General features: G+C 59.6%; 25 protein-coding genes. 10 read left to right on the forward strand and 15 right to left on the reverse strand.

What is annotated here, in order from left to right; all coding sequences use genetic code 11:
* Positions 1-13: 13 nt before the first annotated feature.
* From IH404_RS27175 to IH404_RS27190, 4 genes are all read right to left on the reverse strand, one after another.
* Complete coding sequence (locus IH404_RS27175) at positions 14-1,108, reverse strand: polyamine ABC transporter substrate-binding protein (RefSeq protein ID WP_194439521.1); 1,095 nt, start codon at positions 1,106-1,108, stop codon at positions 14-16.
* Between the two features lie 149 nt (positions 1,109-1,257).
* A complete protein-coding gene (locus IH404_RS27180; RefSeq protein ID WP_032803992.1) occupies positions 1,258-2,352 on the reverse strand; it encodes a polyamine ABC transporter substrate-binding protein in 1,095 nt (364 codons plus the stop codon).
* Between the two features lie 149 nt (positions 2,353-2,501).
* Positions 2,502-3,866, reverse strand: coding sequence for an aspartate aminotransferase family protein (locus IH404_RS27185; RefSeq protein WP_103734202.1), 1,365 nt, complete (start codon positions 3,864-3,866; stop codon positions 2,502-2,504).
* A 58-nt stretch (positions 3,867-3,924) separates the two neighbouring features.
* Positions 3,925-5,283: a glutamine synthetase family protein gene (locus IH404_RS27190; RefSeq protein WP_003195249.1), complete on the reverse strand. Its 1,359-nt coding sequence runs from the start codon at positions 5,281-5,283 to the stop codon at positions 3,925-3,927.
* Between the two features lie 597 nt (positions 5,284-5,880).
* On the opposite strand from IH404_RS27190, the gene IH404_RS27195 reads away from it, so the two are divergent.
* Both IH404_RS27195 and IH404_RS27200 read left to right on the forward strand, forming a co-directional pair.
* Positions 5,881-7,257, forward strand: coding sequence for a glutamine synthetase family protein (locus tag IH404_RS27195; protein ID WP_003213894.1), 1,377 nt, complete (start codon positions 5,881-5,883; stop codon positions 7,255-7,257).
* Between the two features lie 245 nt (positions 7,258-7,502).
* On the forward strand, positions 7,503-8,165 hold the full coding sequence (locus IH404_RS27200; protein WP_194439523.1) for a TetR/AcrR family transcriptional regulator: 663 nt from the start codon (positions 7,503-7,505) through the stop codon (positions 8,163-8,165).
* A 65-nt stretch (positions 8,166-8,230) separates the two neighbouring features.
* Here IH404_RS27200 and IH404_RS27205 read toward each other — a convergent pair whose 3' ends face one another.
* The 8 genes from IH404_RS27205 to IH404_RS27240 form a co-directional block, all read right to left on the reverse strand.
* Entirely contained in the window at positions 8,231-8,446 is a 216-nt protein-coding gene (locus tag IH404_RS27205) for a TOBE domain-containing protein (protein WP_003176783.1), read from the reverse strand.
* Positions 8,447-8,465: 19 nt separating this feature from the next.
* On the reverse strand, positions 8,466-9,272 hold the full coding sequence (gene ssuB, locus IH404_RS27210; protein WP_005792359.1) for an aliphatic sulfonates ABC transporter ATP-binding protein: 807 nt from the start codon (positions 9,270-9,272) through the stop codon (positions 8,466-8,468).
* Positions 9,269-10,054: an aliphatic sulfonate ABC transporter permease SsuC gene (gene ssuC / locus IH404_RS27215; RefSeq protein WP_032878854.1), complete on the reverse strand. Its 786-nt coding sequence runs from the start codon at positions 10,052-10,054 to the stop codon at positions 9,269-9,271. Before ssuC ends, ssuB begins: the two co-directional genes overlap by 4 nt.
* Positions 10,055-10,063: 9 nt before the next feature.
* Positions 10,064-11,212 carry an FMNH2-dependent alkanesulfonate monooxygenase gene (ssuD, locus tag IH404_RS27220; RefSeq protein WP_005792361.1) on the reverse strand — a complete coding sequence of 383 codons (1,149 nt, stop codon included), beginning with the start codon at positions 11,210-11,212 and terminating at the stop codon, positions 10,064-10,066.
* Between the two features lie 26 nt (positions 11,213-11,238).
* Positions 11,239-12,207 (reverse strand): sulfonate ABC transporter substrate-binding protein, encoded by a 969-nt coding sequence (locus tag IH404_RS27225; RefSeq protein ID WP_194439524.1) that lies wholly within the window; start codon positions 12,205-12,207, stop codon positions 11,239-11,241.
* 96 nt (positions 12,208-12,303) lie between these two features.
* Positions 12,304-12,897 carry an NADPH-dependent FMN reductase gene (ssuE, locus tag IH404_RS27230; RefSeq protein WP_005792364.1) on the reverse strand — a complete coding sequence of 198 codons (594 nt, stop codon included), beginning with the start codon at positions 12,895-12,897 and terminating at the stop codon, positions 12,304-12,306.
* A gap of 314 nt (positions 12,898-13,211) precedes the next feature.
* Positions 13,212-13,850, reverse strand: coding sequence for a peroxiredoxin (locus IH404_RS27235; protein ID WP_194439526.1), 639 nt, complete (start codon positions 13,848-13,850; stop codon positions 13,212-13,214).
* 273 nt (positions 13,851-14,123) lie between these two features.
* Complete coding sequence (locus tag IH404_RS27240; RefSeq protein WP_194439529.1) at positions 14,124-15,467, reverse strand: OprD family porin; 1,344 nt, start codon at positions 15,465-15,467, stop codon at positions 14,124-14,126.
* Between the two features lie 370 nt (positions 15,468-15,837).
* On the opposite strand from IH404_RS27240, the gene tauA reads away from it, so the two are divergent.
* A complete protein-coding gene (gene tauA, locus IH404_RS27245) occupies positions 15,838-16,824 on the forward strand; it encodes a taurine ABC transporter substrate-binding protein (protein WP_194439531.1) in 987 nt (328 codons plus the stop codon).
* 113 nt (positions 16,825-16,937) lie between these two features.
* Here tauA and argA read toward each other — a convergent pair whose 3' ends face one another.
* Positions 16,938-18,236, reverse strand: coding sequence for an amino-acid N-acetyltransferase (gene argA / locus IH404_RS27250; RefSeq protein ID WP_005792368.1), 1,299 nt, complete (start codon positions 18,234-18,236; stop codon positions 16,938-16,940).
* A gap of 133 nt (positions 18,237-18,369) precedes the next feature.
* Positions 18,370-19,518 (reverse strand): acetylornithine deacetylase, encoded by a 1,149-nt coding sequence (argE, locus tag IH404_RS27255; RefSeq protein ID WP_194439532.1) that lies wholly within the window; start codon positions 19,516-19,518, stop codon positions 18,370-18,372.
* Between the two features lie 158 nt (positions 19,519-19,676).
* Between argE and IH404_RS27260 the strand changes: the two genes are divergently transcribed.
* Complete coding sequence (locus IH404_RS27260) at positions 19,677-21,044, forward strand: CYTH domain-containing protein (protein ID WP_005792371.1); 1,368 nt, start codon at positions 19,677-19,679, stop codon at positions 21,042-21,044.
* A gap of 71 nt (positions 21,045-21,115) precedes the next feature.
* Here IH404_RS27260 and IH404_RS27265 read toward each other — a convergent pair whose 3' ends face one another.
* Positions 21,116-21,586 (reverse strand): Lrp/AsnC family transcriptional regulator, encoded by a 471-nt coding sequence (locus tag IH404_RS27265; RefSeq protein ID WP_005792372.1) that lies wholly within the window; start codon positions 21,584-21,586, stop codon positions 21,116-21,118.
* Positions 21,587-21,713: 127 nt separating this feature from the next.
* Between IH404_RS27265 and IH404_RS27270 the strand changes: the two genes are divergently transcribed.
* From IH404_RS27270 to IH404_RS27295, 6 genes are all read left to right on the forward strand, one after another.
* Positions 21,714-22,052: a hypothetical protein gene (locus tag IH404_RS27270; RefSeq protein ID WP_005792374.1), complete on the forward strand. Its 339-nt coding sequence runs from the start codon at positions 21,714-21,716 to the stop codon at positions 22,050-22,052.
* Between the two features lie 82 nt (positions 22,053-22,134).
* Positions 22,135-23,829, forward strand: a complete 1,695-nt coding sequence (locus IH404_RS27275; protein WP_005792376.1) for a GspE/PulE family protein — start codon at positions 22,135-22,137, stop codon at positions 23,827-23,829.
* Positions 23,830-23,905: 76 nt separating this feature from the next.
* Positions 23,906-24,826, forward strand: a complete 921-nt coding sequence (locus IH404_RS27280) for an SPFH domain-containing protein (RefSeq protein WP_003195285.1) — start codon at positions 23,906-23,908, stop codon at positions 24,824-24,826.
* Between the two features lie 10 nt (positions 24,827-24,836).
* A complete protein-coding gene (locus IH404_RS27285; RefSeq protein ID WP_005792377.1) occupies positions 24,837-25,283 on the forward strand; it encodes an NfeD family protein in 447 nt (148 codons plus the stop codon).
* 68 nt (positions 25,284-25,351) lie between these two features.
* Positions 25,352-25,666: a DUF2388 domain-containing protein gene (locus IH404_RS27290; protein ID WP_003176799.1), complete on the forward strand. Its 315-nt coding sequence runs from the start codon at positions 25,352-25,354 to the stop codon at positions 25,664-25,666.
* Between the two features lie 164 nt (positions 25,667-25,830).
* Complete coding sequence (locus IH404_RS27295) at positions 25,831-26,973, forward strand: DegT/DnrJ/EryC1/StrS aminotransferase family protein (RefSeq protein WP_005792378.1); 1,143 nt, start codon at positions 25,831-25,833, stop codon at positions 26,971-26,973.

Below are 26,973 nucleotides of genomic sequence, written 5' to 3' on the forward strand. Positions count from 1 at the left end.
GATAGTTTGAGCCTTACTTGCCCGTCTTGACCTTGGTCCAGCTACGGGTCATTAAACGCTGCACTTTCGGGGGTAGCTCGAAGTTGACGAATGTCCGCTCGAGAACCGCCTGCGGTGGGTAAACCGCTGCGTCGGTGCGTATCGATTGTTCCATCAGCTTGTCCGCCCCGGGGTTAGGGTTGGCGTAACCGACGTAATCACTGACCTGGGCGATCACCTCAGGTTGCAGCAAATAGTTGATGAAGGCATGAGCCTCTTTAACGTTGCTCGCATCCTTGGGGATCGCCAGTACGTCAAACCAGAGGTTGCCGCCTTCCTTGGGAATTGCGTAGGCGATGTTCACGCCCTTGCCCGCCTCGGCCGCGCGGGCCTTGGCCTGGAATACATCACCGGAGAAACCGGCGGCCACGCAGATGTTGCCGTTGGCCAGGTCCGAGATGTATTTGGAGGAATGGAAGTAAGTCACGTAGGGCCGCACTTTGAGCAGCTTCTCTTCGGCCTTCTTGTAGTCGGCCGGGTTGGTGCTGTTAGGGTCCAGGCCCATGTAGTTGAGCACTGCCGGCAGCATTTCATCGGCCGAATCCATGAACGACACACCGCAGGTGGCGAGCTTCTTCATGTTTTCCGGTTCGAACAACACCGCCCAGGAATCGATATGGTCGACGCCCAGCACTTCCTTGACCTTATCGACGTTGTAGCCAATGCCGTTGGTGCCCCACAGGTACGGCACCGCGTACTGGTTGTCCGGGTCGTTCTTTTCCAGGCGCTTGAGCAGGGCCGGGTCGAGGTTGGCGTAGTTTGTCAGCAGTGACTTGTCGAGCTTCTGGAACGCCCCGGCCTTGATCTGCTTGCCGAGGAAATGGTTGGACGGCACGACCACGTCATAGCCGGTACGCCCGGCGAGCAACTTGCCTTCCAGGGTTTCGTTGGAATCAAACACGTCATACACGGGCTTGATGCCGGTGGCCTTTTCAAAGTTGGCCAGGGTGTCGGGGCCGATGTAGTCCGACCAGTTATAAACATGCACCGTCGATGCGGCCTGCACGCTGACAGCCAGCGTGATACCTGCACCCACCAGCAAGGCTTTGCGAAATAAAGAAATTGGCAAGTGGAGGTCCTCTTAAATAGTTGGGCCCAAAGTTGTTGCCCGGCAACAAAACCGGCGCGCAACTTACCCTCGATAAACCGATCCGGCAAAACTTTCTTTGATCTAATTTGTGGGAGAGGGGCTTACCCCCCTCCCACAGCTGCCAGGGCTTACTTGCCCGACTTGATCTTGGTCCAGCTACGGGTCATTTCACGCTGGGTCGCGGCCGGCAAGTCGGCAATCGCGTAGAGCTTGGCCTGCACGTCCGCCGACGGGTAGATGCCCGGGTCGCTGGTGATGTCTTTATCGACCAGTGCGGTGGCCTTCTCGTTACCGTTCGGGAAACGCACGCTGTTGGTGATCGACGCCATGACTTCGGGCTTGAGCAGGTAGTTCATGAAGGTGTAGGCGGCCTCGACGTTTTCGGCATCCTTGGGGATAGCGACCATGTCGAAGAAGCTGCCGGCGCCTTCTTTCGGAATGTCGTAGGCCACTTTGACTTTGCCACCGGCTTCAGCCGCCCGGGACTTGGCTTGCTGAATGTCACCCGAGTAACCCACGGCTACGCAGATATTGCCGTTGGCAAGGTCGGAGATGTACTTGGACGAGTGGAAATAGCCGATTGAAGGACGGATCTTCAAGAACAGGTCTTCAGCCTGCTTGAGATCGGCTTTCTTCTGGCTGTCGGTCGGCAGGCCCAGGTAATGCAGCGCGATTGGCAGCATTTCGGTTGGCGAGTCGAGGAAGCTCACGCCGCAGCTTTTCAGCTTGGCGATGTTTTCCGGCTTCATCAGCACATCCCACGAATCGATCTTGTCCACGCCCAGCGCGGCCTTGACCTTCTCCGGGTTGTAGCCGATGCCGATCGAACCCCACATGTAGGGGAACGCGTGCTTGTTGTCCGGGTCGCTGACCGACACGGCCTTGAGCAGGGATTTGTTCAGGTTGCTGTAGTTAGGCAGCTTGGACGTGTCCAGCTCCTGGTACACGCCGGCCTTGATCTGCTTGGCCAGGAAGTTGTTCGACGGCACGACGATGTCGTAGCCGGACTTGCCTGCCAGCAACTTGGCTTCCAGGGTCTCGTTGCTGTCGAACACGTCGTACACCACCTTGATACCCGACTCTTTTTCAAAGTTGGCGATGGTGTCCGGTGCAATGTAGTCAGACCAGTTGTACACGTGCAGCACTTTATTGTCTGCCTGGGCCGCGCCCGCCATTGCGCCCATCAGGGACAAGGCGAGGAGGGTCTTGCCAGCGTTTTTCAAACCTAATGCCTTCATTGGGTGATGCTCCGATTTTTCTTTTTTGGGCCGCACATTGTTTATGTTTCGGGCCCAGCCAAAGGGCAACAAAACAGGACGACAGTCTGGCAAGTTCAGGGGCCCGCTTTCAACCGGCCCCCGCATTTATCTACTCAGCCCTGCAATGCCGCCAACGTCAGGTCCAGACAATGACGGGCCTTGGTCACCAGCTCGTCGATTTCTGCCTGGCTGATCACCAGCGGCGGCGAAATGATCATGGTGTCGCCCACGGCGCGCATGATCAGGCCATTCTCGAAGCAGAAGGTTCGGCAGATCATGCCGGCGCCCTTGCCTTCATGACGCTTGCGCGTGGCCTTGTCCTGCACCAGCTCGATCGCACCGAGCATACCCACGCCGCGCACTTCGCCCACCAGCGGGTGGTCAGCCAGCTCCCTCAGACGTTTCTGCAAATACGGTGCCGTTTCGTCGTGTACACGGCTGACGATTTTTTCATCGCGCAGGATACGGATGTTTTCCAGGGCCACAGCCGCGGCGACCGGGTGGCCGGAGTAGGTAAAACCGTGGTTGAAATCGCCCCCTTCGTTGAGCACCGCCACCACTTCGTCGCGCACGATCAGGCCGCCCATGGGCACGTAGCCTGAGGTCAGCCCCTTGGCGATGGTCATCATGTGTGGCTTGAGGTCGTAGAAATCGCTACCGAACCACTCACCGGTACGGCCGAAACCGCAGATCACTTCGTCGGCGACAAACAGGATGTCGTACTTGGCGAGAATTTCCTTGATGCGCGGCCAGTAGGTGGCGGGTGGCACGATCACGCCACCAGCTCCCTGGATCGGCTCGGCGATAAAGGCGCCGACGTTGTCCACGCCCAACTCCAGAATCTTCTCTTCCAGCTGGTTGGCGGCCCAGATCCCGAACTCTTCAGGGCTCATGTCGCCGCCTTCGCCAAACCAGTAGGGTTGAGCGATGTGGGTGATGCCCGGGATAGGCAGGTCGCCCTGCTCATGCATATAGGTCATGCCACCCAGGCTGGCGCCGGCCACGGTAGAACCGTGGTAGCCGTTCTTGCGGGCAATGATGGTTTTCTTGTTCGGCTGGCCCTTGATCGCCCAGTAGTGGCGGACCATGCGCAACATGGTGTCGTTGCCTTCGGAGCCGGAGCCGGTGAAGAACACATGGTTCATGCCGGCGGGCGCGACTTCGGAAATGACTTTGGCCAGTTCAAGCACCGGCGGGTGAGCGGTCTGGAAGAACAGGTTGTAGTACGGCAGCTCTTTCATCTGTTTGGCGGCGGCGTCAGCCAGTTCGTCGCGACCATAGCCGATCGCCACGCACCACAGGCCGGCCATGCCGTCGAGGATCTTGTTGCCTTCGCTGTCCCACAGGTAAACACCGTGGGCTTTGGTGATGATCCTTGGGCCTTTCTCTTTCAATTGCTTGAAATCGCTGAACGGCGCCAGGTGGTGATCATTGCTCAAGGCTTGCCATTCACGGGTTTGCGGGTTGTTGCTGGACATACCAATCTCCTAGACTTTTCAGTGAAGGGCGCGCCGTTTGAAGGACGCGCCCGGCGCATCAGACGGCGAAGAGCAGGAATTCCCGCTCCCACGAACTGATCACGCGCTTGAAGTTTTCATGCTCGGCCCGCTTGACCGCGACGTAGCCTGTGATGAACTTTTGCCCCAGGTATTTCTCGATGGTCTTGCTGTTTTCCATACGCTCAAGGGCATCTTCGATGGTCAACGGCAAGCGCAGGTTGCGGCGCTCGTAACCACGGCCGACTACTGGCGCGCTCGGGTTGTGGCCTTCGACCATGCCGATGTAGCCGCACAGCAGGCTGGCGGCAATCGCCAGGTAGGGGTTGGCATCGGCGCCCGGCAGGCGGTTCTCCACGCGGCGGTTCTGTGGGCCGGCATCCGGTACGCGCAGGCCGACGGTGCGGTTCTCTTCGCCCCACTCCACGTTCACCGGCGCCGAGGTGTCGGGCAGGAAGCGGCGGAACGAGTTCACGTTCGGGGCGAACAGCGGCAGCAATTCAGGTATGAACTTCTGCAGGCCACCAATGTGGTTGAGAAACAGCTGGCTCATGGTCCCATCTTCATTGGAGAAGACGTTCTTGCCGGTGGCGATGTCGATGATGCTCTGGTGCAGGTGCATCGCGCTGCCGGGCTCGCCGGTCATCGGCTTGGCCATGAAGGTGGCAGCCACGTCGTGCTTGAGCGCGGCTTCACGCATGGTGCGCTTGAACACCAGGATCTGGTCGGCCAGGGACAGGGCATCGCCGTGACGGAAGTTGATTTCCATCTGTGCGGTACCGTCTTCGTGGATCAGGGTGTCGAGGTCCAGCTCCTGCAGTTCGCACCAGTCGTAGACGTCTTCGAACAGCGGGTCGAATTCGTTGGCTGCTTCTATAGAGAAAGACTGGCGGCCAGTCTCCGGGCGCCCGGAACGGCCAATCGGCGGTTGCAGCGGAAAGTCCGGGTCTTCGCAACGCTTGGTCAGGTAGAACTCCATCTCCGGCGCCACGATGGGCTGCCAGCCGCGGTCGGAGTAGAGTTTGAGGACTTTCTTGAGCACGTTGCGCGGCGACAGCTCGATCGGGTTGCCTTGCTTGTCGTAGGTGTCGTGGATCACCTGGGCAGTCGGCTCGATGGCCCAGGGCACCAGGAATACCGCGTTCTGGTCGGGGCGGCAGATCATGTCGATGTCGGCCGGGTCGAGCAATTCGTAATAGATGTCGTCCTCGACATAGTCGCCGGTCACGGTCTGCAACAGAACGCTTTCGGGCAGGCGCATGCCTTTTTCGGCGATGAACTTGTTGGTCGGCGAGATCTTGCCCCGGGTAATACCGGTGAGGTCGCCAATCATGCATTCGACTTCTGTGATCTTGTGGTCTTTCAACCAATCGGTGAGCTGGTCGAGGTTGTTACTCATAAATGCCTCTGGGCTGGGTTTCCTGGCATCCGTTAAAAGCCAGGCGTTGGTTGACGCAGCATCCGCGTCGTTTGTTCATTCAGGGTAGGAGCTTACCTGCCATTTGCCCATGGGTTGCATTCCTCACGCCAAAGTTGTGCAGAATCATGATCGGCACGGCGAATATGGGCGGGTGGGTGGCGCAGGCGTTGGCAAAGAGGAGGTCGGACGGGCCGTCAAGAATATTGGCCGGTGCGTGAGCATTCACGCGGGACGAACGGACTGCGCACAATGTGTGGCGCAAGCACGCAGAGACGCCGAATGGCGGCAGGTGAAACATGAAGCACCCCGGTATTATTGCTGTTATGGGTTTGAATCGAGCTTAGCCTTGTTCATTTTTTTACACAACACCCCCGTAAAAAATACAACACGGCCCGCTCAAGCCTGCAGGTCCAAAGACCTTTAAACCCAAAAAACCGCCCCAAAAAGCCCCAAAAAAGCCTTCATGGCGCTTTTTTAGGGCAAAAAATGCCTCGCTTGACTTCGGCAAGCCGTTCGGGTTGACTGAAACCAGAAAAGATCAATGATTGATATTTTTAACAACAAAGGTGTTGCATCATGTCGGTACCCCCGCGTGCCGTTCAGCTTAACGAAGCGAACGCGTTCCTTAAGGATCATCCTGAGGTTCTGTACGTAGACCTTCTAATTGCGGATATGAATGGTGTGGTGCGCGGCAAGCGCATCGAACGCACCAGCCTCCACAAGGTTTACGAGAAGGGCATTAACCTGCCTGCCTCTTTATTTGCCCTGGATATCAATGGCTCGACGGTGGAAAGCACCGGCCTGGGCCTGGACATCGGTGATGCTGACCGAATCTGTTATCCAATCCCCGACACCCTGTGCAATGAACCCTGGCAAAAGCGCCCTACCGCGCAATTGCTGATGACCATGCACGAACTTGAAGGTGAACCTTTCTTCGCCGACCCGCGCGAAGTGCTCCGCCAAGTTGTAAGCAAGTTTGACGACCTCGGTCTGACCATCTGCGCCGCCTTCGAGCTTGAGTTCTACCTGATCGACCAGGAGAACGTGAACGGCCGCCCACAACCGCCCCGCTCGCCGATCTCCGGCAAACGCCCGCACTCGACACAGGTCTACCTGATCGACGACCTCGACGAATACGTCGACTGCCTCCAGGACATTCTGGAAGGTGCCAAGGAGCAAGGCATTCCGGCCGATGCCATCGTCAAGGAAAGTGCCCCGGCGCAGTTCGAAGTGAACCTGCACCACGTGGCCGACCCGATCAAGGCCTGCGACTACGCAGTACTGCTCAAGCGCCTGATCAAGAACATCGCCTACGACCATGAGATGGACACCACCTTCATGGCCAAGCCTTACCCAGGGCAGGCAGGCAATGGGTTGCACGTACACATCTCCATTCTGGACAAGGACGGCAAGAACATCTTTGCCAGCGAGGATCCCGAGCAGAACGCCGCATTGCGTCACGCGATCGGCGGTGTGCTGGAGACCCTGCCCGCCCAAATGGCGTTCCTGTGCCCCAACGTCAACTCCTACCGTCGTTTCGGCGCGCAGTTCTATGTGCCGAACTCGCCGTGCTGGGGCCTGGACAACCGCACCGTAGCCATTCGCGTCCCCACCGGCTCGTCCGATGCCGTGCGTATCGAACACCGCGTGGCCGGTGCCGATGCCAACCCTTATCTGCTGATGGCTTCGGTCCTGGCGGGTGTACACCACGGTCTGACCAACAAGATCGAACCGGGCGCTCCGGTGGAAGGCAACAGCTACGAGCAGAACGAGCAAAGCCTGCCGAACAACCTGCGCGATGCCCTGCGCGAGTTGGACGACAGCGAGGTGATGGCCAAGTACATCGATCCTAAATACATCGATATCTTTGTTGCCTGTAAGGAAAGTGAGCTGGAAGAGTTTGAACACTCCATCTCCGACCTTGAGTACAACTGGTACCTGCATACCGTGTAAGTGGTTGCGGCATTGAAGAAGCGCCACAGGCTTAGGGTCTGTGGCGCTTTTTTATGGGCTTATTCCGGGAGACCGAATTGGCCTCATCGGGAGCAAGTCGAATCGTCGCACCGCCCCTCCCACACTGACCGAGTTCCACATTTGGAATGGGGTCAACTGTGGGAGGGGGCTTGCTCCCGATGGCGGCCTGGAAGACAACACACCTCCCTGCTCATACAATGCCCGCTGCCTTGTAGGAGACATCCATGACCACCCGCCCCGCCGCCCCTCGCAAACCCCGCGCCCGCAGCCAGGCGCGGATCGACGCGATCCTGGACGCCGCCCGCGCCTTGCTGGCTGCCGAAGGCGTGGCCGGTTTGTCGATCTACAGCGTGGCCGAACGTGCGCAGATTCCGCCGTCGTCGGTGTATCACTTCTTCGCCAGCGTGCCGGCTTTGCTGGAGGCGTTGACCGCCCAGGTACACGCCGCCTTCCGCGCCGCCATCCAGGCGCCCATCGAACATGACTCACTCAAGCATTGGCGCGACCTGTCCTGCATCGTCGAACAGCGCATGCTCAACGTTTACGACCAGGACGCGGCTGCACGCCAGTTGATCCTGGCACAGCACGGGTTGACCGAGGTGACCCAGGCCGATCGTCAGCATGATCTGGAATTGGGGGACTTGATGCTGGAGGTGTTCAACCGCCATTTCGAAGTGCCGAGCTTGCCTAAGGACGTAGATGTATTTGCCCTGGCGCTGGAGTTGAGCGACCGCGTGTATGCGCGCTCGGTGCATCAGCACGGGCTGATTACGCCGCGCATGGCTGAGGAAGGAATGCGAGTGTTTGATGCCTATGTGGGGCTCTACTTACCCGCATATTTGTCCAAACGGGCCTCATCGCAGGCAAGCCAGCTCCCACATTTTTGATCTGTGAATACATTCAAATGTGGGAGCTGGCTTGCCTGCGATAGCGAGCTCAAGAGCGACGCGAATCACAATTTTGCAATCGACACCTCAGTCGATTTCACAAAGGCAATCACTTCACTGCCAATCACCAGCTCCAGCTCTTTCACCGAGCGAGTGGTAATCACCGAAGTAACGATGCCCGACGCCGTCTGCACATCGATCTCCGACAGCACGTCGCCAACCACGATTTCCTTGATGGTGCCTTTGAACTGGTTACGCACGTTGATGGCTTTAATAGTCATGATGTTTTTCCTGTGTGGGTTATTGAGCCCAACGCAATTGCGTCGGCAGCGGTGAAACAGGTTCGGGTTCCGGCGGTGAGCCGGGCAGCGACAGCACGCGGTTGAGCACCTCGGCCTCCAACGCGGCCAGGCGGTGTGAACCACGGGCCCGTGGGCGCGGCAGGTCGACGGCGAGGTCGAGGCCGATTTCGCCGTCTTCGATCAGAATCACACGGTCGGCAATCGCCACGGCTTCGCTGACATCGTGGGTCACCAGCAACACAGTGAAACCGTGCTTGCGCCAGAGGTTCTCGATCAGTTGCTGCATCTCGATGCGGGTCAGGGCGTCCAGTGCGCCCAGCGGCTCATCGAGCAGCAACAGGCGCGGTTGGTGAATCAACGCGCGCGCCAGGGCCACGCGCTGCTTCTGGCCACCGGACAAGGCCGCCGGCCATTCATTGGCGCGCTCGGCCAGGCCCACCGCTTCGAGGGCCTCCAGCGCCCTGGGGCGCCAGTTGCCCGTAAGGCCAAGGCCGACGTTGTCGATGATCTTTTTCCACGGCAGCAAACGCGCTTCCTGGAACATCAATCGTGTGTCTTCAATCGCCTCGTGCAGCGGCGCGGAGCCGGCCAGCAGCTCGCCGCCACTGGCCTTGTCCAGCCCCGCCAGCAGGCGCAACAAGGTACTCTTGCCGCAGCCGCTGCGACCGACCACGGCCACGAATTGACCGGCCGGAATATGCAGGTCGATGTCCTTGAGCACTTCGCGAGTGCCGAAGGATTTGCGCAACTTGCGCACCGCCAGGGGAATGCCCTTGAGCAGGCGCGGGGGTTGTTGAGCTGTCATGCCGCACCTCCTTTGACTTGATACGCCGGGTGCCAACGCAGCCATACCCGTTCCAGGCCACGCGCCGCCAGGTCGGCGAGTTTGCCGAGGATCGCGTACATCACGATGGCCAGCACCACCACATCGGTTTGCAGGAACTCACGGGCATTCATCGCCAGGTAACCGATGCCGGAACTGGCCGAGATGGTTTCCGCCACGATCAGCGTCAGCCACATAAAGCCCAGGGCAAAGCGCACGCCCACCAGGATCGACGGCAGCGCGCCAGGCAGGATGACTTGCCAGAACAGGCTGAACCCCGACAGGCCATAGCTGCGCGACATTTCCACCAGCGCCGGGTCGACGTTGCGGATACCGTGATAGGTGTTCAGGTAGATCGGGAACAACGTGCCCAGGGCCACCAGGAAAATCTTCGCGGTCTCGTCAATGCCGAACCACAGGATCACCAGTGGAATCAGCGCCAGGTGCGGCACGTTGCGGATCATCTGCACCGAGCTGTCCAGCAGGCGCTCGCCCCACTTCGACAACCCGGTGATAAAGCCCAGGGCCAGGCCGATGCTGCCACCAATCACAAAGCCCAGGCCGGCACGCCAGCCGCTGATGGCCAGGTGCGTCCAGATTTCCCCACTGACCACCAGGTTGACCCCGGCTTCGATCACCGCACTGGGCGCCGGCAAAATGCGCGTCGACAACCACCCCGCCGACACCGACAACTGCCACACCGCCAGCAACAAGATCGGCAGCACCCAGGGCGCCACGCGATGGCTGAATTTTTCAAAGTCCATAATGGCGCCTCAACTCTGTGACGCAGCTTTGGGAAGGATGTCGTTGGCGACCATCTCGCCAAACGGGCTGACGTAACCGGCGCTTTTGGGCAGCTCGGGACGTTCGATATCCAGGTGCGGAAACAACAGTTCGGCGACCCGATACGACTCTTCCAGGTGTGGATAACCGGAGAAGATAAAGGTGTCGATACCCAGGTCCGCGTATTCCTTGACCCGCGCCGCCACGGTAGGGCCATCGCCGACCAGCGCCGTGCCTGCTCCGCCACGCACCAGGCCGACGCCGGCCCACAGGTTGGGGCTGACTTCCAGGTTGTCACGGCTACCGCCATGCAAAGCGGCCATGCGTTGCTGACCGACCGAATCGAAACGCGCCAGGGACGCCTGGGCGCGGGCAATGGTGTCGTCGTCCAGGTGGGAGATCAGTTTGTCGGCGGCTTTCCAGGCCTCTTCGTTGGTCTCACGCACGATCACATGCAGGCGAATGCCGAAGCGCAGGGTACGCCCGAGCTTCTCGGCCTTGGCGCGCACTTGGGCAATTTTTTCCGCCACGGCGGCCGGTGGCTCGCCCCAGGTCAGGACCATTTCCACCTGCTCGGCCGCCAGGTCCTGGGCCGCTTCGGAAGAACCGCCGAAGTACAGCGGCGGGCGCGGTTGCTGGACCGGTGGGTAGAGCAGCTTGGCGCCTTTGACGCTGATGTGCTCGCCGTCGTAGTCCACGGTTTCGCCTTCCAGCACGCGGCGCCAGATGCGCGTGAACTCCACCGAGGCCTGATAGCGTTCTTCGTGGCTGAGGAACAAGCCGTCGCCGGCCAGCTCTTCCGGGTCACCACCAGTTACCAGGTTGAACAACGCTCGGCCACCGGACAGGCGGTCCAGGGTCGCAGCCTGGCGTGCGGCCACCGTTGGCGAAATGATCCCGGGGCGCAGTGCGACCAGGAACTTCAAGCGCTGAGTCACGGGAATCAGCGAGGCGGCCACCAGCCAGGAGTCTTCGCAAGAGCGCCCGGTAGGGATCAACACCCCGCCGAAACCCAGCCGGTCGGCGGCCTGGGCCACTTGTTGCAGGTAACCGTGATCGACGGCGCGAGCGCCTTCAGCGGTGCCAAGGTAATGGCCGTCGCCGTGGGTAGGCAGGAACCAGAAAATATTGAGGCTCATTGGAGTTGTCTCCTGAAGAAATCGAATTAAGGCGCTTTGGCAACAGCGGCAGGCGGCGTCCAGATCACGTCCTTGATGCTCAAGGGTTTGGGGATCAATTTGAGCTGATAGAAGCTGTCGGCGATTTTCTGTTGGGCGGCGACCACTTCCGGGGTCAGGAACAGCGCACCGTAGCCCTGGCGTTTCACCGAGGTCAGGGTGATGTCGGCGGGCAGGCCCAGCAGTGGCGCCACTTGTTCGGTGACTTCCTGCGGGTTGGCCTTGGACCACTCGCCCACCGCGCGCACTTCTTCCACCAGCGCCCTGATCACTTCAGGGTGCTGTTCGGCGTAGGGTTTGGTGGCCAGGTAGAACTGGTGGTTGTCGGCAATACCGGTGCCGTCGCGCAGGGTGCGCGCTTGCAATTGTTTCTCGGCGGCGGCCTGGTAAGGGTCCCAGATCACCCAGGCATCCACGCTGCCGCGCTCGAACGCAGCACGCGCATCGGCCGGCGGCAGGAACACCGTCTTCACGTCGGTGTAGTTGAGGCCGACATCTTCCAAAGCGCGCACCAACAAGTAGTGCACGTTGGAGCCTTTGTTGAGCACCACCTTTTTGCCTTTTAACTCTGCCACCGATTTGATCGGTGAGTCTTTGGGCACCAGGATCGCTTCACTGGTGGGCGCCGGCGGTTCGTAGGCAACGTAGAGCAGATCCGCGCCGGCCGCCTGGGCAAACACCGGCGGGGTTTCACCGGTGACGCCAAAGTCGATGGAGCCGACATTCAGGCCCTCAAGCAATTGCGGGCCACCGGGGAACTCGGTCCACTGCACCTGCACGCCCTGGGCGGCCAGGCGTTTTTCCAGGGTGCCCTTGGCCTTGAGCAGCACCAGGGTGCCGTACTTCTGATAACCGATCCGCAGGGTCTCGGCGGCTTGGGCTTGAACGATGGCGCCGAAGGACACAGCCGCAGCAAACAGTGCGACCAGACCACGACGCAAGATGACAGTGCGCATGGCGCTCTCTCCACAGTTGCGATTAGGGTTTTGGCTGCACCTGCTTGGCCGTTGGCGGCTGAGTAAGGTGAGTGTTTCTCGATTCGGGGGTAAGGCTCAGATGCTCCAGCGAGCACTCAACAAACGTTCATTCAACACGTCCGGATCCAGCGGCTTCGGGCGCCGCGCCATGGCGCTGTAGAGCTGCTCCAGGGCTTCGTGCAAACGTTTCTCAAGCACCGGCACCAACTGCGCCTGAACACTGCCTTCGCCGTAAGCGATCTGACTGTCTTCGGCGAAAATGCCGTGGAGCAATTCCTGGGCTTTGAGGGCCGACAGCACCGGCTTCAGGGCGTAGTCCACCGCCAGCATGTGGGCGATGCTGCCGCCGGTAGCCATCGGTAATACCACCTTATGGGCCAGGGCGCGTTCGGGCAGCAGGTCCAACACGGTTTTCAGCGCGCCGGAAAACGACGCCTTGTACACCGGTGTGGCGATCACCAGGCCGTCGGCATTGGCTACCTGTTGCAGCAGGTCGATGACCTTGGGGCTGTCGAACCGTGCGTGCAGCAAGTCTTCAGCCGGGAAGTCGCGTATCTGGTAACTCACCACCTCTACGCCCTGCTGTTGCAGCCACTGACGGGTTTTATCCAGCAACACCCCGGAGCGCGAACGCTGGCTGGGACTGCCTCCAAGTGTTACGACCAGCATGCAGGAGATTCCTTGAGCAAGTGTCGGCGGTTCGCTGTACGGCGATGGCGCCAAGATGGAACAGACCATATCAGTAGATTTATATATCTATAAATCTTATTTATTCATTTGCTTATTCCATAAATACATAAGCGTTCAACCAATCGCCAGGCGAAAAAAAAGGCCGTCAAAACGGCCTGAAAACCCCTGCTGTGTGAGACGGTTTGCAACTTGATGCCTTTGCTGTTCATGAGGCCGCCATCGCGGGCAAGCCCGGCTCCCACAGGGGAATGCGGTCAACTGTGGGAGCCGGGCCCGCGATGGCGATATCCGCCTTAACGATTGGGTTGTGGGGTAAGGCGCAGGTACGGCTTCACCGCGCGATAGCCCTTGGGAAAGCGTTTCTTGATCTCTTCCTCGTCCTTGAGCGACGGCACGATCACTACCTCATCCCCATCCTGCCAGTTGGCCGGCGTGGCGACCTTGTGGTTGTCGGTCAGTTGCAGCGAGTCGATCACCCGCAGGATTTCATGGAAGTTGCGCCCGGTACTGGCCGGGTAGGTGATAGTCAGGCGGATCTTTTTGTTCGGGTCGATCACGAACAAGGAGCGCACGGTGAGGGTGTCACTGGCGTTGGGATGGATCAGGTCGTAGAGGTCCGAGACCTTGCGGTCGGCGTCGGCCAGGATCGGGAAGTTGACCACTGTGTTCTGGGTCTCATTGATGTCTTCGATCCACTTGTGATGCGAGTCCACCGGGTCTACCGACAGGGCGATGGCCTTGACGCCACGTTTTGCGAATTCGTCCTTGAGCTTGGCGGTGAAGCCCAGCTCGGTGGTGCACACCGGGGTGAAGTCTGCCGGGTGGGAAAACAACACACCCCAGCTGTTGCCCAGCCATTCGTGGAAGCGAATCTTGCCGGCGCTGGAATCCTGTTCGAAGTCGGGGGCGATGTCGCCCAGTCTTAGGCTCATGGTGTGGCTCCTGATGAGTGCTTATGGAGCCCACTGTGCATGGATTTGGAATTATTTAAAAAGAATAAATATCGATTTATCTAGACGATAAAGGAATATTAAAAATGTGTTCATTGGACTTGGGCACACACGAAGATCAACATGGTTTTCAAGGTTCGAGAAGGCCTTGAGTCGCTGTAGTAAAGAGGGTTTCAGGAAGGGCTTGCGGGGGTTGAGCCCGACTTGAAAGCAGTACACCTTGCCCGGCATTGCGCCGGGCAAGGCTTTACAGGCTTACAACAGCGGGATCGAGTAGCTGACGATCAGGCGGTTTTCGTCCTGGTTACGTGCGTTGGCGATGTCGCTGCGCCACATAGCGTTTTTCCACGCCACGCCGACGTTTTTCAGCGGACCTTCCGGTACGACGTAGGCAACAGTGATGTCACGTTCCCACTCGGACTGGCCGGTGAACTCGGCACGGTTGCTGGCAACGGTGTCGATATGATCACCCTTCAGGTAAACCACACCAGCGGTCAGGCCAGGTACGCCCACCTTGGCGAAGTCGTAGGAGTAGCGAGCTTGCCAAGTGCGCTCGCCGGCACGGGCGAACTTCTGGATCTGCATATCGGTGGTGATGTAAGCCGACGAGCCGTCACCCTGGTTCAACCAAGGGAAGTCGCTGCTGCCGTTGCTGACCTGGTAACCGCCACCGAAGGTGTGGCCGGCAACCGAGTACAGGAACAGGCCGCTGTACAGGTTGTTGTCGACTTTGCCACGACCGGAGTTGACGCCACCGTAGTTGCCTGTGGAGAAGTAGGCAGACTGGTTGCCGTTGTTACCATCGTCGGAGCTGTTGAAGTAACGCAGGTCAGACTTCAGCACGCCAGGGCCGATAGCCCAGTTGTGGGTCAGGCCCAGGAAGTGTTGCTTGTAGAAATCTTCCAGGTTGCCGTAGTAGTACTGGGCGGTCAGGTCCTTGGTGATCTTGTAGTCACCACCGGCGTAGTAGAACTTGTTGCTCGAACGCCAGTTCACGCCACGGCTGTTGGCGCCGGAGATGGACAGGCTTTCGTTGTTGCTGGAGTTACGGCCCTTGGCTTTTTCGATCTGGCCGGCAACCAGGGTCAGGTCCTTGATGTCGCTGGAGGTGATCTGGCCACCCTGGAAGGTCTGCGGCAGCATACGACCATCGTTGGTCACGATGACCGGCAGCTTGGGCTGCAAGGTACCCAGCTTCAGTTCGGTCTGGGAGATCTTCGCTTTGGCGGTCAGGCCCAGGCTGGAGTAGTTATCAACGGCTTCGCCATTGGACTTGCTCGGGAAGATGGTGCCGCCATACGAGCTGGCGGTCGCGCCGTTGGTGCCGCCGCCGGAATCCAGGCGAACACCCAGCAGGCCGATAGCGTCAAGACCGAAGCCGACGGTGCCTTGGGTGTAACCGGAGATGAAACGCAGATCGAAGCCTTGGCCCCACTCTTCGTTCTTGCTCGGGTTAGCCGTGCCTTCGCGGTTGTCAGTGTTGATGTAGAAGTTACGCAGGCCCAGTGTGGCCTTGCTGTCTTCGATGAAACCGGCGGCGCCTGCTTGCTGGGCGATTGCGCCCAAAGCTACAGCCACAGCCAAGGTGGACTTCTTCATGTACCGCTCCTCTCGTTTCTAATTTTTGTATTTCTTTGGCCCCGGGTCTGACGCCCTGGATCCACAGATGCGCGATTAGCGCCAGATAGTGACTAGCAAGTCAATCGTAACCTTGTGTGTCTACTACCTTCGTCTAATCGCAGTTGATTTGGTCCCTGCAGGGTAATGAGTTTTTCATACACCCAAAAAGAATTGTTTCATTCTTTTTCATACGATTCGGGAATAAGCGGATGCGTGAAGCGGGTGGGTCGAGTGACACGAACCGCTCCATAAGCTAATTCCTAAAGGGTATTTACCAGTGCTTTTTTAGATCGATTAGTGTGACGGTACGGTTGCATACGTCACTCACGATCAAAAAGGCGACGCCATCATGGCCAAACGCACATCCTCCCGTCAATTTGTTACAGTTTTTGTATCGGTATTACTTTCTTTTGGTGTCAGCGCAGCCGATTTGACGGTCGGCTACCAGACCGGCATCGATCCCAGCAAAGTCCCCCAGGCCGACGGCCTCTACGAAAAAACCATTGGTGAGAAAATCGCCTGGCGCCGGTTCAACAGTGGGCCGGAGGTGGTCACGGCCATTGCATCGGGTGATGTACAAATCGGCAACCTCGGTTCCAGCCCCCTCGCCGCAGCCGCTTCGCGCAATCTACCCATCGTCGCGTTTATCGTATCGGCACAGATCAACGCTTCTGAAGCCCTGGTAGTGCGTAATGGCAGTGGCATCGACAAACCCGAAGACCTGATCGGCAAAACCATCGCCACACCCTTCGTCTCAACCTCCCACTACAGCCTGCTCGGCGCCCTGAAGCATTGGGGGCTGGACACTAAGCAAGTCAAAGTGGTGAACCTGCAACCGGCCGAAATCGCCGCCGCCTGGAAGCGCGGCGATATCGACGGCGCATTCGTGTGGTCACCGGCCCTGGGCGAAATCCGCAAGACCGGCAAGACCCTGACCGATGCGGCGCAGGTGGGCCAGTGGGGCGCACCGACGTTTGAAGTGTGGGTCGCGCGCAAGGATTTCGCGGAAAAACATCCTGAGGTAGTGGCCAGGTTCGCCAAGGTCACCCTCGATTCCTTCGCCGACTATGCCGCGCATAAAGACAGTTGGACGGTGGATTCGGAACCGGTGCAGAAGATCGCCAAATTGACAGGCTCCAATGCCGACGATATTCCAGAGTTGCTGGCGGGCACGACGTTTCCCGATGCGCAGGCACAACAGACCGACGCCCTGCTCAAGGGCGGCACGGCGAAGGCGATTGGGGAGACGGCGAAGTTCTTGAAGGAGCAAGGCAAGGTGGAGACGGTGTTGCCGGATTATTCGGCCTATGTGACCGACAAATTCATCACACAATAAATACAGTCTTCGGTGGGAGCTGGCTTGCCTGCGATGCCAGCATCTCGGTCGTTCAGATAAACCGAGGCGCTGCTATCGCAGGCAAGCCAGCTCCCACACAGAGCCGTACTCTTTTACAGGGCCTTTTCAAAGATCTTGGAGTTGCGCTGATAGTTGTACAGCGACGCACGCGCCGACGGCAGGCGGTCCACGCTGCTCGGCACAAAACCGCGCTCACGGAACCAGTGGGCCGTGCGCGTGGTGAGCACGAACAAGGTCTTCAACCCCTGCGCACGTGCACGGGTCTGGATGCGTTCGAGCAACACATCGCCGCGCGCGCCGTGGCGGTACTCCGGGTTAACCGCCAGGCACGCCAGCTCGCCCGCATCCGAATCCGCAATCTGATACAGCGCTGCGCACGCGATGATCATGCCTTCGCGCTCGACCACGCTGAACTGTTCGATCTCCCGCTCCAGCACTTCCCGCGAACGACGCACCAGAATGCCCTGCTCTTCCAGCGGACTGATCAGGTCCAGCAAACCGCCGACGTCTTCAATCGCCGCTTCACGCACCAGTTCGAATTGCTCCTGGGCCACCAGCGTACCGCCGCCGTCACGGGTAAACAGCTCGGTGAGCAAGGCGCCATCTTCGGCGTAGCTGACGATATGGCTGCGCCCTACTCCACCCCGACAGGCTTCGGCAGCGGCATCGAGCAGCTCGGCTTGATAGTTGCTGCCCAGGCGTTGCAGGTGCGCAGGCACTTGCTGTGGGCGCAATTCACGTACCAGACGGCCGTTCTCATCGATCAAGCCGGGATCGGCGCCGAACAGCAGCAATTTGTCGGCACCCAGGTCGATGGCGGCGCGGGTGGCGACGTCTTCGCAGGCCAGGTTGAAGATTTCACCGGTAGGCGAGTAACCCAACGGCGACAACAACACGATAGAGCGCTCGTCCAGCAGGCGGTTGATGCCCTTGCGGTCGACCCGGCGTACTTCGCCGGTGTGGTGATAGTCAACGCCCTCAAGCACGCCAATCGGCCGCGCCGTCACCAGGTTGCCGCTGGCCACGCGCAGGCGCGAGCCCTGCATGGGCGACGAGGCCATGTCCATGGACAGGCGCGCTTCGATGGCGATACGCAGATGGCCGACCGCGTCGATCACGCACTCCAGCGTCGCCGCATCGGTGATCCGCAAGCCTTCGTGGTAAGCCGGGGTCAGGCCGCGTGCTTCAAGGCGGGTTTCAATCTGCGGACGCGAACCGTGCACCAGCACCAGCCGCACACCCAGGCTGTGGAGCAGCACCAGGTCGTGGACGATATTGCCGAAGTTGGGATGTTCCACACCGTCGCCAGGCAGCATGACCACAAAGGTGCAGTCGCGGTGGGCGTTGATATAGGGCGAAGCGTGACGAAGCCAATTAACGTATTCGGGCATAACACCTGGGCCTGTAATAAAAAGCAGCCGAAAAAGGATGAGTCGCAAAAACGCACAGCGGGCTGATGGTTATCGTCGGAACAGGCTTGGCGACACGCTCGCTCTCCTTATGTACGAATGGGCAAAGGTTAATTTATGCAGGTTTCAGGCAGTAATGTTCGATCAGTTCCCGCAATAGACGCACTGTAGGCGTCAAGCGTGACATTTCGAGGTACTCGCCCGGCTGGTGGGCGCAGGCGATGTCGCCGGGGCCAAGCACCAGGGTTTCACAACCAAGGCGCTGAAGATAAGGCGCTTCGGTGCCGAACGCTACTGCTTCGGCACGATGACCGGTCAACCGTTCCGCCACCCGCACCAACTCGGCGTCTTCGGGCTGCTCGAAAGGCGGCACTTCGGGGAATAGCGGCGCGTAGTCGATCTTGACCTTATGACGCTCGGCCAAGGGTTCGAGCTTCTGCCGGATCGCCGCACGCAGCACGTCGGGGTCCATGCCCGGCAAGGGTCGCAGGTCGAACTCCAGGGAGCACTGGCCGCAGATGCGATTAGGATTGTCGCCGCCGTGGATACAGCCGAAATTCATGGTCGGCTGCGGCACGCTGAATTGCGCGTTGCGGTATTCGCGCTGCCAGGCCAGGCGCAGGCCGCGCAGTTCGCCAATGGCATCGTGCATGGCTTCGAGGGCGCTGTGGCCCAGGCTTGGGTCCGACGAGTGGCCGCTGCGGCCGAGGATATCGATGCGCTCCATCATCACGCCTTTGTGCAGGCGGATCGGCTTGAGCCCAGTTGGCTCACCGATCACCGCCGCCCGTCCCAGCGGCCTCCCCGCCTCGGCCAGGGCACGCGCGCCGGACATGGAGCTTTCCTCGTCACAGGTGGCGAGGATCAGCAGCGGCTGCTTGAACGGCTGGTCGAGCAACGGCAACACCGCTTCAATGGCCAGGGCAAAAAATCCTTTCATGTCGCAACTGCCCAGCCCCACCCAACGACCATCGACTTCCGTCAGCTTGAGCGGATCGGTCTTCCACAGTGCCGCATCATAAGGAACCGTATCGCTATGGCCCGCCAACACCAAGCCACCGGGGCCGCTGCCGAAACTGGCGAGCAGGTTGAATTTGCCAGGGCTGACTTGCTGGATGTCGATAGCGAAACCCAGGTCGCCCAGCCACGCGGCGAGCAGATCGATCACCGGGCGGTTGGTCTGGTCGAGAGACGCTTGTGTGCAACTCACCGACGGCGCGGCGATCAAGGCGGCGAACTGCTCTTTCATGGACGGTAACGGCATGCGCGGTCTCCCAACTTCCCGGATGAACCTCACTATAGAGGCATCTGCCCAACACAATAAACCGTTGCGGCACGTTGCCGGGCTCAGTCCTGTACACTGCACGACCTTGGCAGCCACACTTTTCCCCGGCTGCGCTCCCGATCCTGGATTTTCCGGCCATGCAGAAAGAAACCGAAATCAAGCTCCGCGTCAGCCGCGAAACACTCGCCGCGCTACGTGAGCACCCGCTACTGAAAAAACGCAACAAAAGTGGCTGGGAACGCCGTGAGTTGATGAATCAGTACTTCGACACCCCCGAGCGCGACCTGGCGCAGGCCAAGGTCGCCCTGCGCCTGCGCAAGGACGGTGACGACATCATTCAAACCCTCAAGACACGTGGCCAAAGCGTCGCCGGCTTGTCGGAACGCAACGAGTACAACTGGGACCTGCCCAAAGCCAAGCTCGATGTGAAGAAACTCGACGGCGAGTGCTGGCCCGAGCAACTGGCCGAGTTGGACAAAAAGACCCTCAAGCCGATCTTCACCACCGACTTCGTGCGTGAACGCGCCGAAATCGCCTGGGGCCGTGGCAAGGCCAAGGTGGTGATCGAAGCCGCCCTGGACCTGGGCCATGTGGTGGTCGGCAAGCAGAAGGAAGAAATCTGCGAGCTGGAACTGGAATTGCGCGAAGGCGAACCCGCCGCCCTGCTGGAGCTGGCCGCCGAACTGGCTGCGACCCTGGCCCTGATGCCCTGTGACATCAGCAAAGCCGAGCGCGGCTACCGCCTGTATGACGCGAGCAGCTACTCCTTGAGCCTGCCGGCACCGCAGATCCACGCCGAAATGCCTTTGGATGATGCTTTCGCCGCAATCATGTGGCACCTGTTGGGCAGCAGCCAGCGCCTGGCCGAGCAATACCGTTTCAACGGCCACTGGCGCTTGCTGCAGGACTGGGTCGAGAACCTGGGTGAGTTGCGCGCGCTGATCGGCAGCCTCGGCCAGGCCGCGCCGCGCCAATCCACCAGCGAACTGCGCAGCGCCCTGGATGCACTGCTGGAGGACTGGCGTCCGCTGGTCCAGGCCGGTGACGACGATGAAGACATTCGCAAAGCCGCGCCGGAGCAGTTCATTGAAGAGTTGCAAGACGTACGCTGGGGCCTGTTCTCACTGAACACCTCGCGCTGGCTGCTGGCCCGCACCTGGACCGCCGAGCGTAACGTGCGCGGCAACCGCCAGGGCGCTGCGCAAATCACCAACTGGCTGCCACGCCTGCTGGCCGACGACGCCGTCGCCCTGCAACTGCCGCGCTACCAGCAACAGCCCGAAGACCTGGCCGAGCAACTGCCGCGCATCGAACGCATCCAGGCCTGGCTGCACCATGCGCGCCATGTGGTAGACATTGCGGAACTGGACCGTTTGTACGGCGAGCTGAACAAGCTGGCGCAGTTGGCTAACCAGCCGATCACCGATGAATCGCTGGATGCGCGTATGCACCAGGCGATTGCGGTGTATCAGAACCGGGCCTGGAAGACCCTCCTGCGCCTGTAAAAACGCCATCGGGAGCAAGCCCCCTCCCACATTGTGTGGGAGGGGGCTTGCTCCCGATGAGGCCCGCCCTGTCAGCGCAATACTGGCAAGCTAGTGGTGGACTTGATCTCCGACAACGCCACGATGGAGTTGACCTCCTGGATCCCCGGCACCATCGATAACTTCTCGAAGAAAAACCGCTCATACGCCTCGATGTCCGAAGTGACGATGCGCAGCAGAAAATCCACCGACCCCATCAGCACATAACACTCCAACACCTCCGCAAATCCGCGAATCGCTTCGGTGAACTCAGTGAAGTTGGAGCGGCCGTGAGCGTTGAGTTTGATCTCGGCGAAAATCTGCGTGTTGAGCCCGATTTTCTTGCGGTCCAAGAGGGTGACCTGGCCCCGGATCACGCCCTCTTCCTTGAGCCGCTGAATGCGTCGCCAGCACGGAGACTGCGACAGGCCGACCTGCTCGGCGATCTGTGCGCTGGAGAGCGAGGCGTCCTCTTGCAGCAGGGCCAGAATGCGGCGATCGTAGACGTCCAACTCGCTGTGCATAGAAATACCTGTGGGTGTGTATTTTTTGAATTGATTGATTCGATAATGCGCCAATAAGGCTCATCTTAGATAAGAAATCTCCGTAGGCGAATGTGAAAATTCCTCCAGTCGATTTTGGAGAGTCAGTATGCACGCCGTCGAAACCGCCCACCCTGTCACCCGCGTCGATGCGTGGGCCGTCAACAGCGCCCAGTGTCAGGCGCACTATCGGATCGTCGCCGAGGCTGAGCCCGACGTGCTGTGCCGGGTGCTGAACTACTTTGCGCTGCAGTTCCTGACGCCAGCCCACGTCAATATGAGCCGGGACGCCGACCTGCTGAATATCGATATCGTGATCGACGGCCTTAGCTGGCACCGTGCCCAAGTCATCGGTGAAAAGATTCGAAACCTGATCAGTGTCTGCGACCTGGAGTTGTGGCCGGCTGATGCCGAGCGGCCTCAGGCACTGGCGGCGACCGCGCGGTAAAAACCTGCAATACACCTGGGAACGAGGATTTCCAGCGGCTGACTAGTCTGGGATTACACCCCAAACCGCCCAGGAAACCTGCATGACCGCTGCCTCCCTCGACCACCCCTTGGAACTGCACCAGTTATTGCCGGCGTTGATCGAGCAAGGGCTGATTACCGCGCAGGCGGCACATAGCATTCAGGCAGCATCTTGCACTCAACATCCCCTGGAATGCATCGCAGCCCAAGGCCCTTGTCTTGAGACCCTGACCCAATGGCTGGCACAACATGCAGGTCAGCCTTACCTGCGCATCGACCCGTTGAAGATCGACGTGGCGAGCGTGGTGCCGTTGATGTCCCATGCCTTCGCCCAGCGCCACGGCATTCTTGCGGTCGCCGTGGATGCCCAAAGCGTCACGATCGCCAGCGCCCAGCCGTATATCAGCGCCTGGGAAGCCGGGCTCGCTCAAGTGCTCAAACGCACCATCAAGCGCGTGGTGGCCAACCCCCGCGAAATCCAGCGTTGCCTCCACGAGTTTTACCGCTTGGCCAAGTCAGTCAGCGGCGCCGATCAGAAAATGGCGATACCCGGCAACGTCGAACTGCTCAGCCTCGGCGCCAGCGACAAGGAGCCCGATGCCAATGACGCGCATATCGTCAATATCGTCGACTGGCTGTTGCAGTACGCCTTTGCCCAACGGGCCAGCGATATTCATATCGAACCCTGTCGCGATCAGGGCCGGGTGCGTTTTCGCATCGACGGGCTGTTGCATGACGTCTATCAATTTCCGCCTCAGGTCACCACCGCAGTGGTCAGCCGCTTGAAAAGTCTTGGGCGAATGAATGTGGCCGAGAAACGCAAACCCCAGGATGGTCGCGTCAAGACCAGGAACCCGGCAGGCGCCGAAGTGGAATTGCGCCTTTCGACCCTGCCGACGGCGTTTGGCGAAAAGCTGGTGATGCGGATTTTTGACCCTCAGGTGCTGCTCAAGGACTTCGACCAGTTGGGCTTGTCGAGCGCCGATCAGCAGCGCTGGCACGCCATGACTGGGCAAGCCAACGGCATCATCCTGGTCACAGGCCCGACCGGCTCGGGCAAGACCAGCACCCTCTACACCACCCTCAAGCAACTGGCGACCCGAGAGGTCAACCTGTGCACGGTAGAAGACCCGATTGAAATGGTCGAGCCGGCGTTCAATCAAATGCAGGTCCAACACAATATCGACCTCAGCTTTGCCAGCGGCGTCCGCGCCCTGCTGCGCCAGGACCCGGACATCATCATGATCGGTGAAATCCGTGACCGGGAAACCGCCGAAATGGCCATACAGGCCGCACTGACCGGGCACTTGGTGTTCTCGACCCTGCATACCAACGATGCGCCCAGCGCCATCAGCCGACTGCAGGAGCTTGGCATTGCTCATTATTTGATCAAGGCCACACTCATAGGCGTCATGGCGCAGCGTCTGGTGAGGGTTTTGTGCACCCACTGCAAGCGTCCGACGGGTGTGGAGAACATAGGCTGCTACAAGGCCGTCGGTTGTGTGGAATGCCGTGACAGCGGTTATCGAGGCCGAGCCGGGCTGTATGAAATCATGCCGTTGGACCCAGCGCTCAAGGCGCTGGTGACTCCCGGTACGGACATACAGGCGCTACGCCGTGAGGCGCTCGCGCAGGGCATGAACAGCTTGCGCATGGCCGGCATCGATAAAGTGAACGCCGGCGTGACCACAATGACGGAAATATTACGGGTCACGCCTGGGGATTCAGAAACAAATCCTTTATTTGTTGGGCCGTGAAACCGTCCTTATCGGTGACCAGACCGCTACAATCGGCCCAACGTCGTTCACTGAAATCTTCAGATAAGGAATCGCTATGCAGATCGGAACCGTACTGCTTCTTTTCGTGGGCTTGGCCATCGCCATCCTGTTCATGGGTTTCAAAGTGGTGCCCCAGGGCTACCAATGGACCGTCGAACGTTTCGGCCGCTACACCAACACCCTCAAGCCCGGCCTGAACATCATCATCCCGGTCATGGACCGCATCGGTCGCAAGATCAACGTGATGGAAAGCGTGCTGGACATTCCGCCCCAGGAAGTCATCACTGCCGACAACGCCACCGTGCAGATCGATGCCGTGTGCTTCTTCCAGGTGGTCAACACCGCCCAGGCGGCCTACGAGGTCAACAACCTCGAACACGCGATCCGCAACCTGCTGCAAACCAATATCCGTACCGTCCTGGGCTCCATGGAGCTTGATGCCATGCTCAGCCAGCGTGATGGCATCAATGAGAAGCTGCTGCGCACCGTGGACGAAGCCACTGCGCCGTGGGGCATCAAGATCACCCGTATCGAGATCAAGGACATCAGCCCACCCGCCGACCTGATGGCCGCCATGTCCGGCCAGATGAAAGCCGAGCGAATCAAGCGTGCACAGATCCTTGAAGCCGAGGGCCTGCGTGCGTCGGCAATCCTGACCGCCGAAGGCAAGAAGCAGGCGCAGATCCTCGAAGCCGAAGGTAGCCGTCAGGCCGCGTTCCTGGAGTCCGAAGCGCGTGAGCGTCAGGCCGAGGCCGAAGCTCGGGCGACACAAGTGGTGTCCGAAGCCATCGCGTCGGGCAATGTGCAGGCGGTCAACTACTTCGTCGCGCAAAAATACATCGATGCCTTGGGCAAGCTGGCGTCGGCCAACAACAGCAAGGTCATCCTGATGCCGCTGGAAGCCAGCCAGGTGATTGGCGCCGTGGGCGGTATCGGCGAAATCGTCAAGGCGACTTTCGGCAACCAGAAAGGCTGAGGCCAACACCATGTGGGACTTTTTGCTGCATTTGTCGTTCTGGGACTGGTTGGCGCTGGGCACTGTGCTGTTGATTCTTGAGGTGTTCGGCGCCGGTGGGTACCTGCTGTGGATGGGTATCGCCGCGGCCGCAGTGGGGGTGATCAAGTTCCTGGTCCCGCCGCTCGGGCTTGAGTGGCAGCTGCTGCTGTTCGCCATGCTGTCGATCCTGACGGCCGTGTATTGGTGGAAGCGCCAACGCAGCAGCGCCAAGGTCAGCGATCAACCGGGGTTGAACGAGCGTGGCTCCGAATTGATCGGGCGCACCTTCATGGTGCATCAGGCGATTGTGGATGGCCGGGGCAAGATTAAAGTCGGCGATGGCGTGTGGATGGTCACCGGTGCCGATGCCCCAGCAGGCGCTCAAGTACGCGTGGTTGGCCAGGATGGGGTGATTTTAGAGGTTGAAACTGTTTAGTCAGTGATGGAACTGGATCGACTTAACTACAATCAAAACGTACAGATAACCCACCGGAGTCACCCATCATGCGTCTTAAATATGCTGTCGCAACCCTCGCTGTGCTTTCCCTACCTGTCGGCTCAGCCATGGCCGATAGCTTTTGGCGTAATGTCATCTCGTCGGGCGCCACCACTGGCTCGACTTACCTGACATTCAAGGACCACAAGCTGGTAGTCGCCGCCCAGGACGACGCCGGCAGCTTCGTCGCCAGCGACGGCGGCATCCGCGGCCCGTACCTGGAAGCGGCCATGCAGAAGGTCCGCGCCGACAACCCTGGCCTTCAGGCCACGGACATGGAACTGGCTAACGCCATCCTGGCGAAGAATGCTGTAACCGAGTAACAGCCGCACCGATAAAAAATGCCGCTTTTTCAAGCGGCATTTTTTTGCCTGCCCTATGACGAATCGTTCATAAGCGACAGGCTATATTCAGTCTTGCCGTGCAACCATGCGTTACTGACACGTTTAACATTCATCGCCTATCTTGAACGGATGCCTTCTTCGTCATGAGCCAACAGCCTTTCCTGCCGTTTTCCAAACCGACCATTGATGAAGCCACCATTTCGGCAGTCGGCGATGTCCTGCGATCCGGCTGGATCACCAGCGGGCCAAAAGTGCAGGCGTTCGAGGCGCAGTTGTCGGAATACTTTGGCGGGCGGCCGGTGCGCACCTTCAACTCGGGCACCTGCACCATGGAGATCGCCTTGCGCATCGCCGGTATCGGGCCTGGGGATGAAGTCATCACGACACCGATTTCCTGGGTGGCCACCGCCAACGTCATCCTCGAAGTCGGCGCTACTCCAGTGTTCGCCGATATCGACCCGATTACCCGCAACATTGACCTGGCCCAGGTTGAGGCGGCAATCACACCACGTACCAAAGCGATCATCCCGGTCTACCTGGCGGGCTTGCCCCTGGACATGCCGATGCTTTACGCGCTGGCCAACAAGTACAACCTGCGTATCGTCGAAGACGCCGCGCAAGCCTTGGGCTCCAGCTGGGACGGGGAACGCATCGGTGCAACCGGTGACTTCGTGTCGTTCAGCTTTCAGGCGAACAAGAACATCACCTCATCCGAGGGTGGCTGCCTGGTGTTGAACAACGCCGAGGAGGCTCGCCTGGCAGAGAAGTATCGCCTGCAGGGCGTGACCCGCACCGGTTTCGATGGCCTGGATGTGGATGTCCTGGGTGGCAAGTTCAACATGACCGACATCGCCGCCGCCATTGGCCTGGGGCAGTTTGCACATATCGAGAAGATCACGGCCCACCGCCAGCACCTGGCACGCCACTACTTCCAGTGTTTTGGCAGTGACTTCGAAGAGAAATATGGCGCGCAACTGCCGCCGGCGGACTTCGAGAACAGCAACTGGCACCTGTTCCAACTGGTGTTGCCGGAGCGCCAAGACGGCTTGCCTGCTCGCGCAACGTTCATGGAGCAGATGCAGGCCCACGGCGTTGGCATTGGCTATCACTACCCGCCGATCCACTTGCTGAGCCTGTATCGGACACAGGGTTTCAAGGAAGGCATGTTCCCGGTGGCGGAGCGTGTTGGGCGTTTGATCGTGTCGTTGCCGATGTTTACGGCGATGACAGAGGCAGATGTGGAGCGGGCTGTAGCGGCGGTTAAAGCGGTACTGAAAAAAGACTGA

The sequence above is a fragment of the Pseudomonas sp. OST1909 genome (genome assembly GCF_015277575.1).
GTDB classification, from domain to species: Bacteria; Pseudomonadota; Gammaproteobacteria; order Pseudomonadales; family Pseudomonadaceae; genus Aquipseudomonas; species Aquipseudomonas synxantha_A.

Coding starts and splice junctions, on each gene's coding strand:
- IH404_RS27185 (WP_103734202.1), bottom strand. CDS start 3,866: ATGTCCAGCAACAACCCGCAAACCCGTGAATGGCAAGCCTTGAGCAAT.
- IH404_RS27190 (WP_003195249.1), bottom strand. CDS start 5,283: ATGAGTAACAACCTCGACCAGCTCACCGATTGGTTGAAAGACCACAAG.
- IH404_RS27195 (WP_003213894.1), top strand. CDS start 5,881: ATGTCGGTACCCCCGCGTGCCGTTCAGCTTAACGAAGCGAACGCGTTC.
- IH404_RS27200 (WP_194439523.1), top strand. CDS start 7,503: ATGACCACCCGCCCCGCCGCCCCTCGCAAACCCCGCGCCCGCAGCCAG.
- IH404_RS27205 (WP_003176783.1), bottom strand. CDS start 8,446: ATGACTATTAAAGCCATCAACGTGCGTAACCAGTTCAAAGGCACCATC.
- ssuB (WP_005792359.1), bottom strand. CDS start 9,272: ATGACAGCTCAACAACCCCCGCGCCTGCTCAAGGGCATTCCCCTGGCG.
- ssuC (WP_032878854.1), bottom strand. CDS start 10,054: ATGGACTTTGAAAAATTCAGCCATCGCGTGGCGCCCTGGGTGCTGCCG.
- ssuD (WP_005792361.1), bottom strand. CDS start 11,212: ATGAGCCTCAATATTTTCTGGTTCCTGCCTACCCACGGCGACGGCCAT.
- IH404_RS27225 (WP_194439524.1), bottom strand. CDS start 12,207: ATGCGCACTGTCATCTTGCGTCGTGGTCTGGTCGCACTGTTTGCTGCG.
- ssuE (WP_005792364.1), bottom strand. CDS start 12,897: ATGCTGGTCGTAACACTTGGAGGCAGTCCCAGCCAGCGTTCGCGCTCC.
- IH404_RS27235 (WP_194439526.1), bottom strand. CDS start 13,850: ATGAGCCTAAGACTGGGCGACATCGCCCCCGACTTCGAACAGGATTCC.
- IH404_RS27240 (WP_194439529.1), bottom strand. CDS start 15,467: ATGAAGAAGTCCACCTTGGCTGTGGCTGTAGCTTTGGGCGCAATCGCC.
- tauA (WP_194439531.1), top strand. CDS start 15,838: ATGGCCAAACGCACATCCTCCCGTCAATTTGTTACAGTTTTTGTATCG.
- argA (WP_005792368.1), bottom strand. CDS start 18,236: ATGCCCGAATACGTTAATTGGCTTCGTCACGCTTCGCCCTATATCAAC.
- argE (WP_194439532.1), bottom strand. CDS start 19,518: ATGCCGTTACCGTCCATGAAAGAGCAGTTCGCCGCCTTGATCGCCGCG.
- IH404_RS27260 (WP_005792371.1), top strand. CDS start 19,677: ATGCAGAAAGAAACCGAAATCAAGCTCCGCGTCAGCCGCGAAACACTC.
- IH404_RS27265 (WP_005792372.1), bottom strand. CDS start 21,586: ATGCACAGCGAGTTGGACGTCTACGATCGCCGCATTCTGGCCCTGCTG.
- IH404_RS27270 (WP_005792374.1), top strand. CDS start 21,714: ATGCACGCCGTCGAAACCGCCCACCCTGTCACCCGCGTCGATGCGTGG.
- IH404_RS27275 (WP_005792376.1), top strand. CDS start 22,135: ATGACCGCTGCCTCCCTCGACCACCCCTTGGAACTGCACCAGTTATTG.
- IH404_RS27280 (WP_003195285.1), top strand. CDS start 23,906: ATGCAGATCGGAACCGTACTGCTTCTTTTCGTGGGCTTGGCCATCGCC.
- IH404_RS27285 (WP_005792377.1), top strand. CDS start 24,837: ATGTGGGACTTTTTGCTGCATTTGTCGTTCTGGGACTGGTTGGCGCTG.
- IH404_RS27290 (WP_003176799.1), top strand. CDS start 25,352: ATGCGTCTTAAATATGCTGTCGCAACCCTCGCTGTGCTTTCCCTACCT.
- IH404_RS27295 (WP_005792378.1), top strand. CDS start 25,831: ATGAGCCAACAGCCTTTCCTGCCGTTTTCCAAACCGACCATTGATGAA.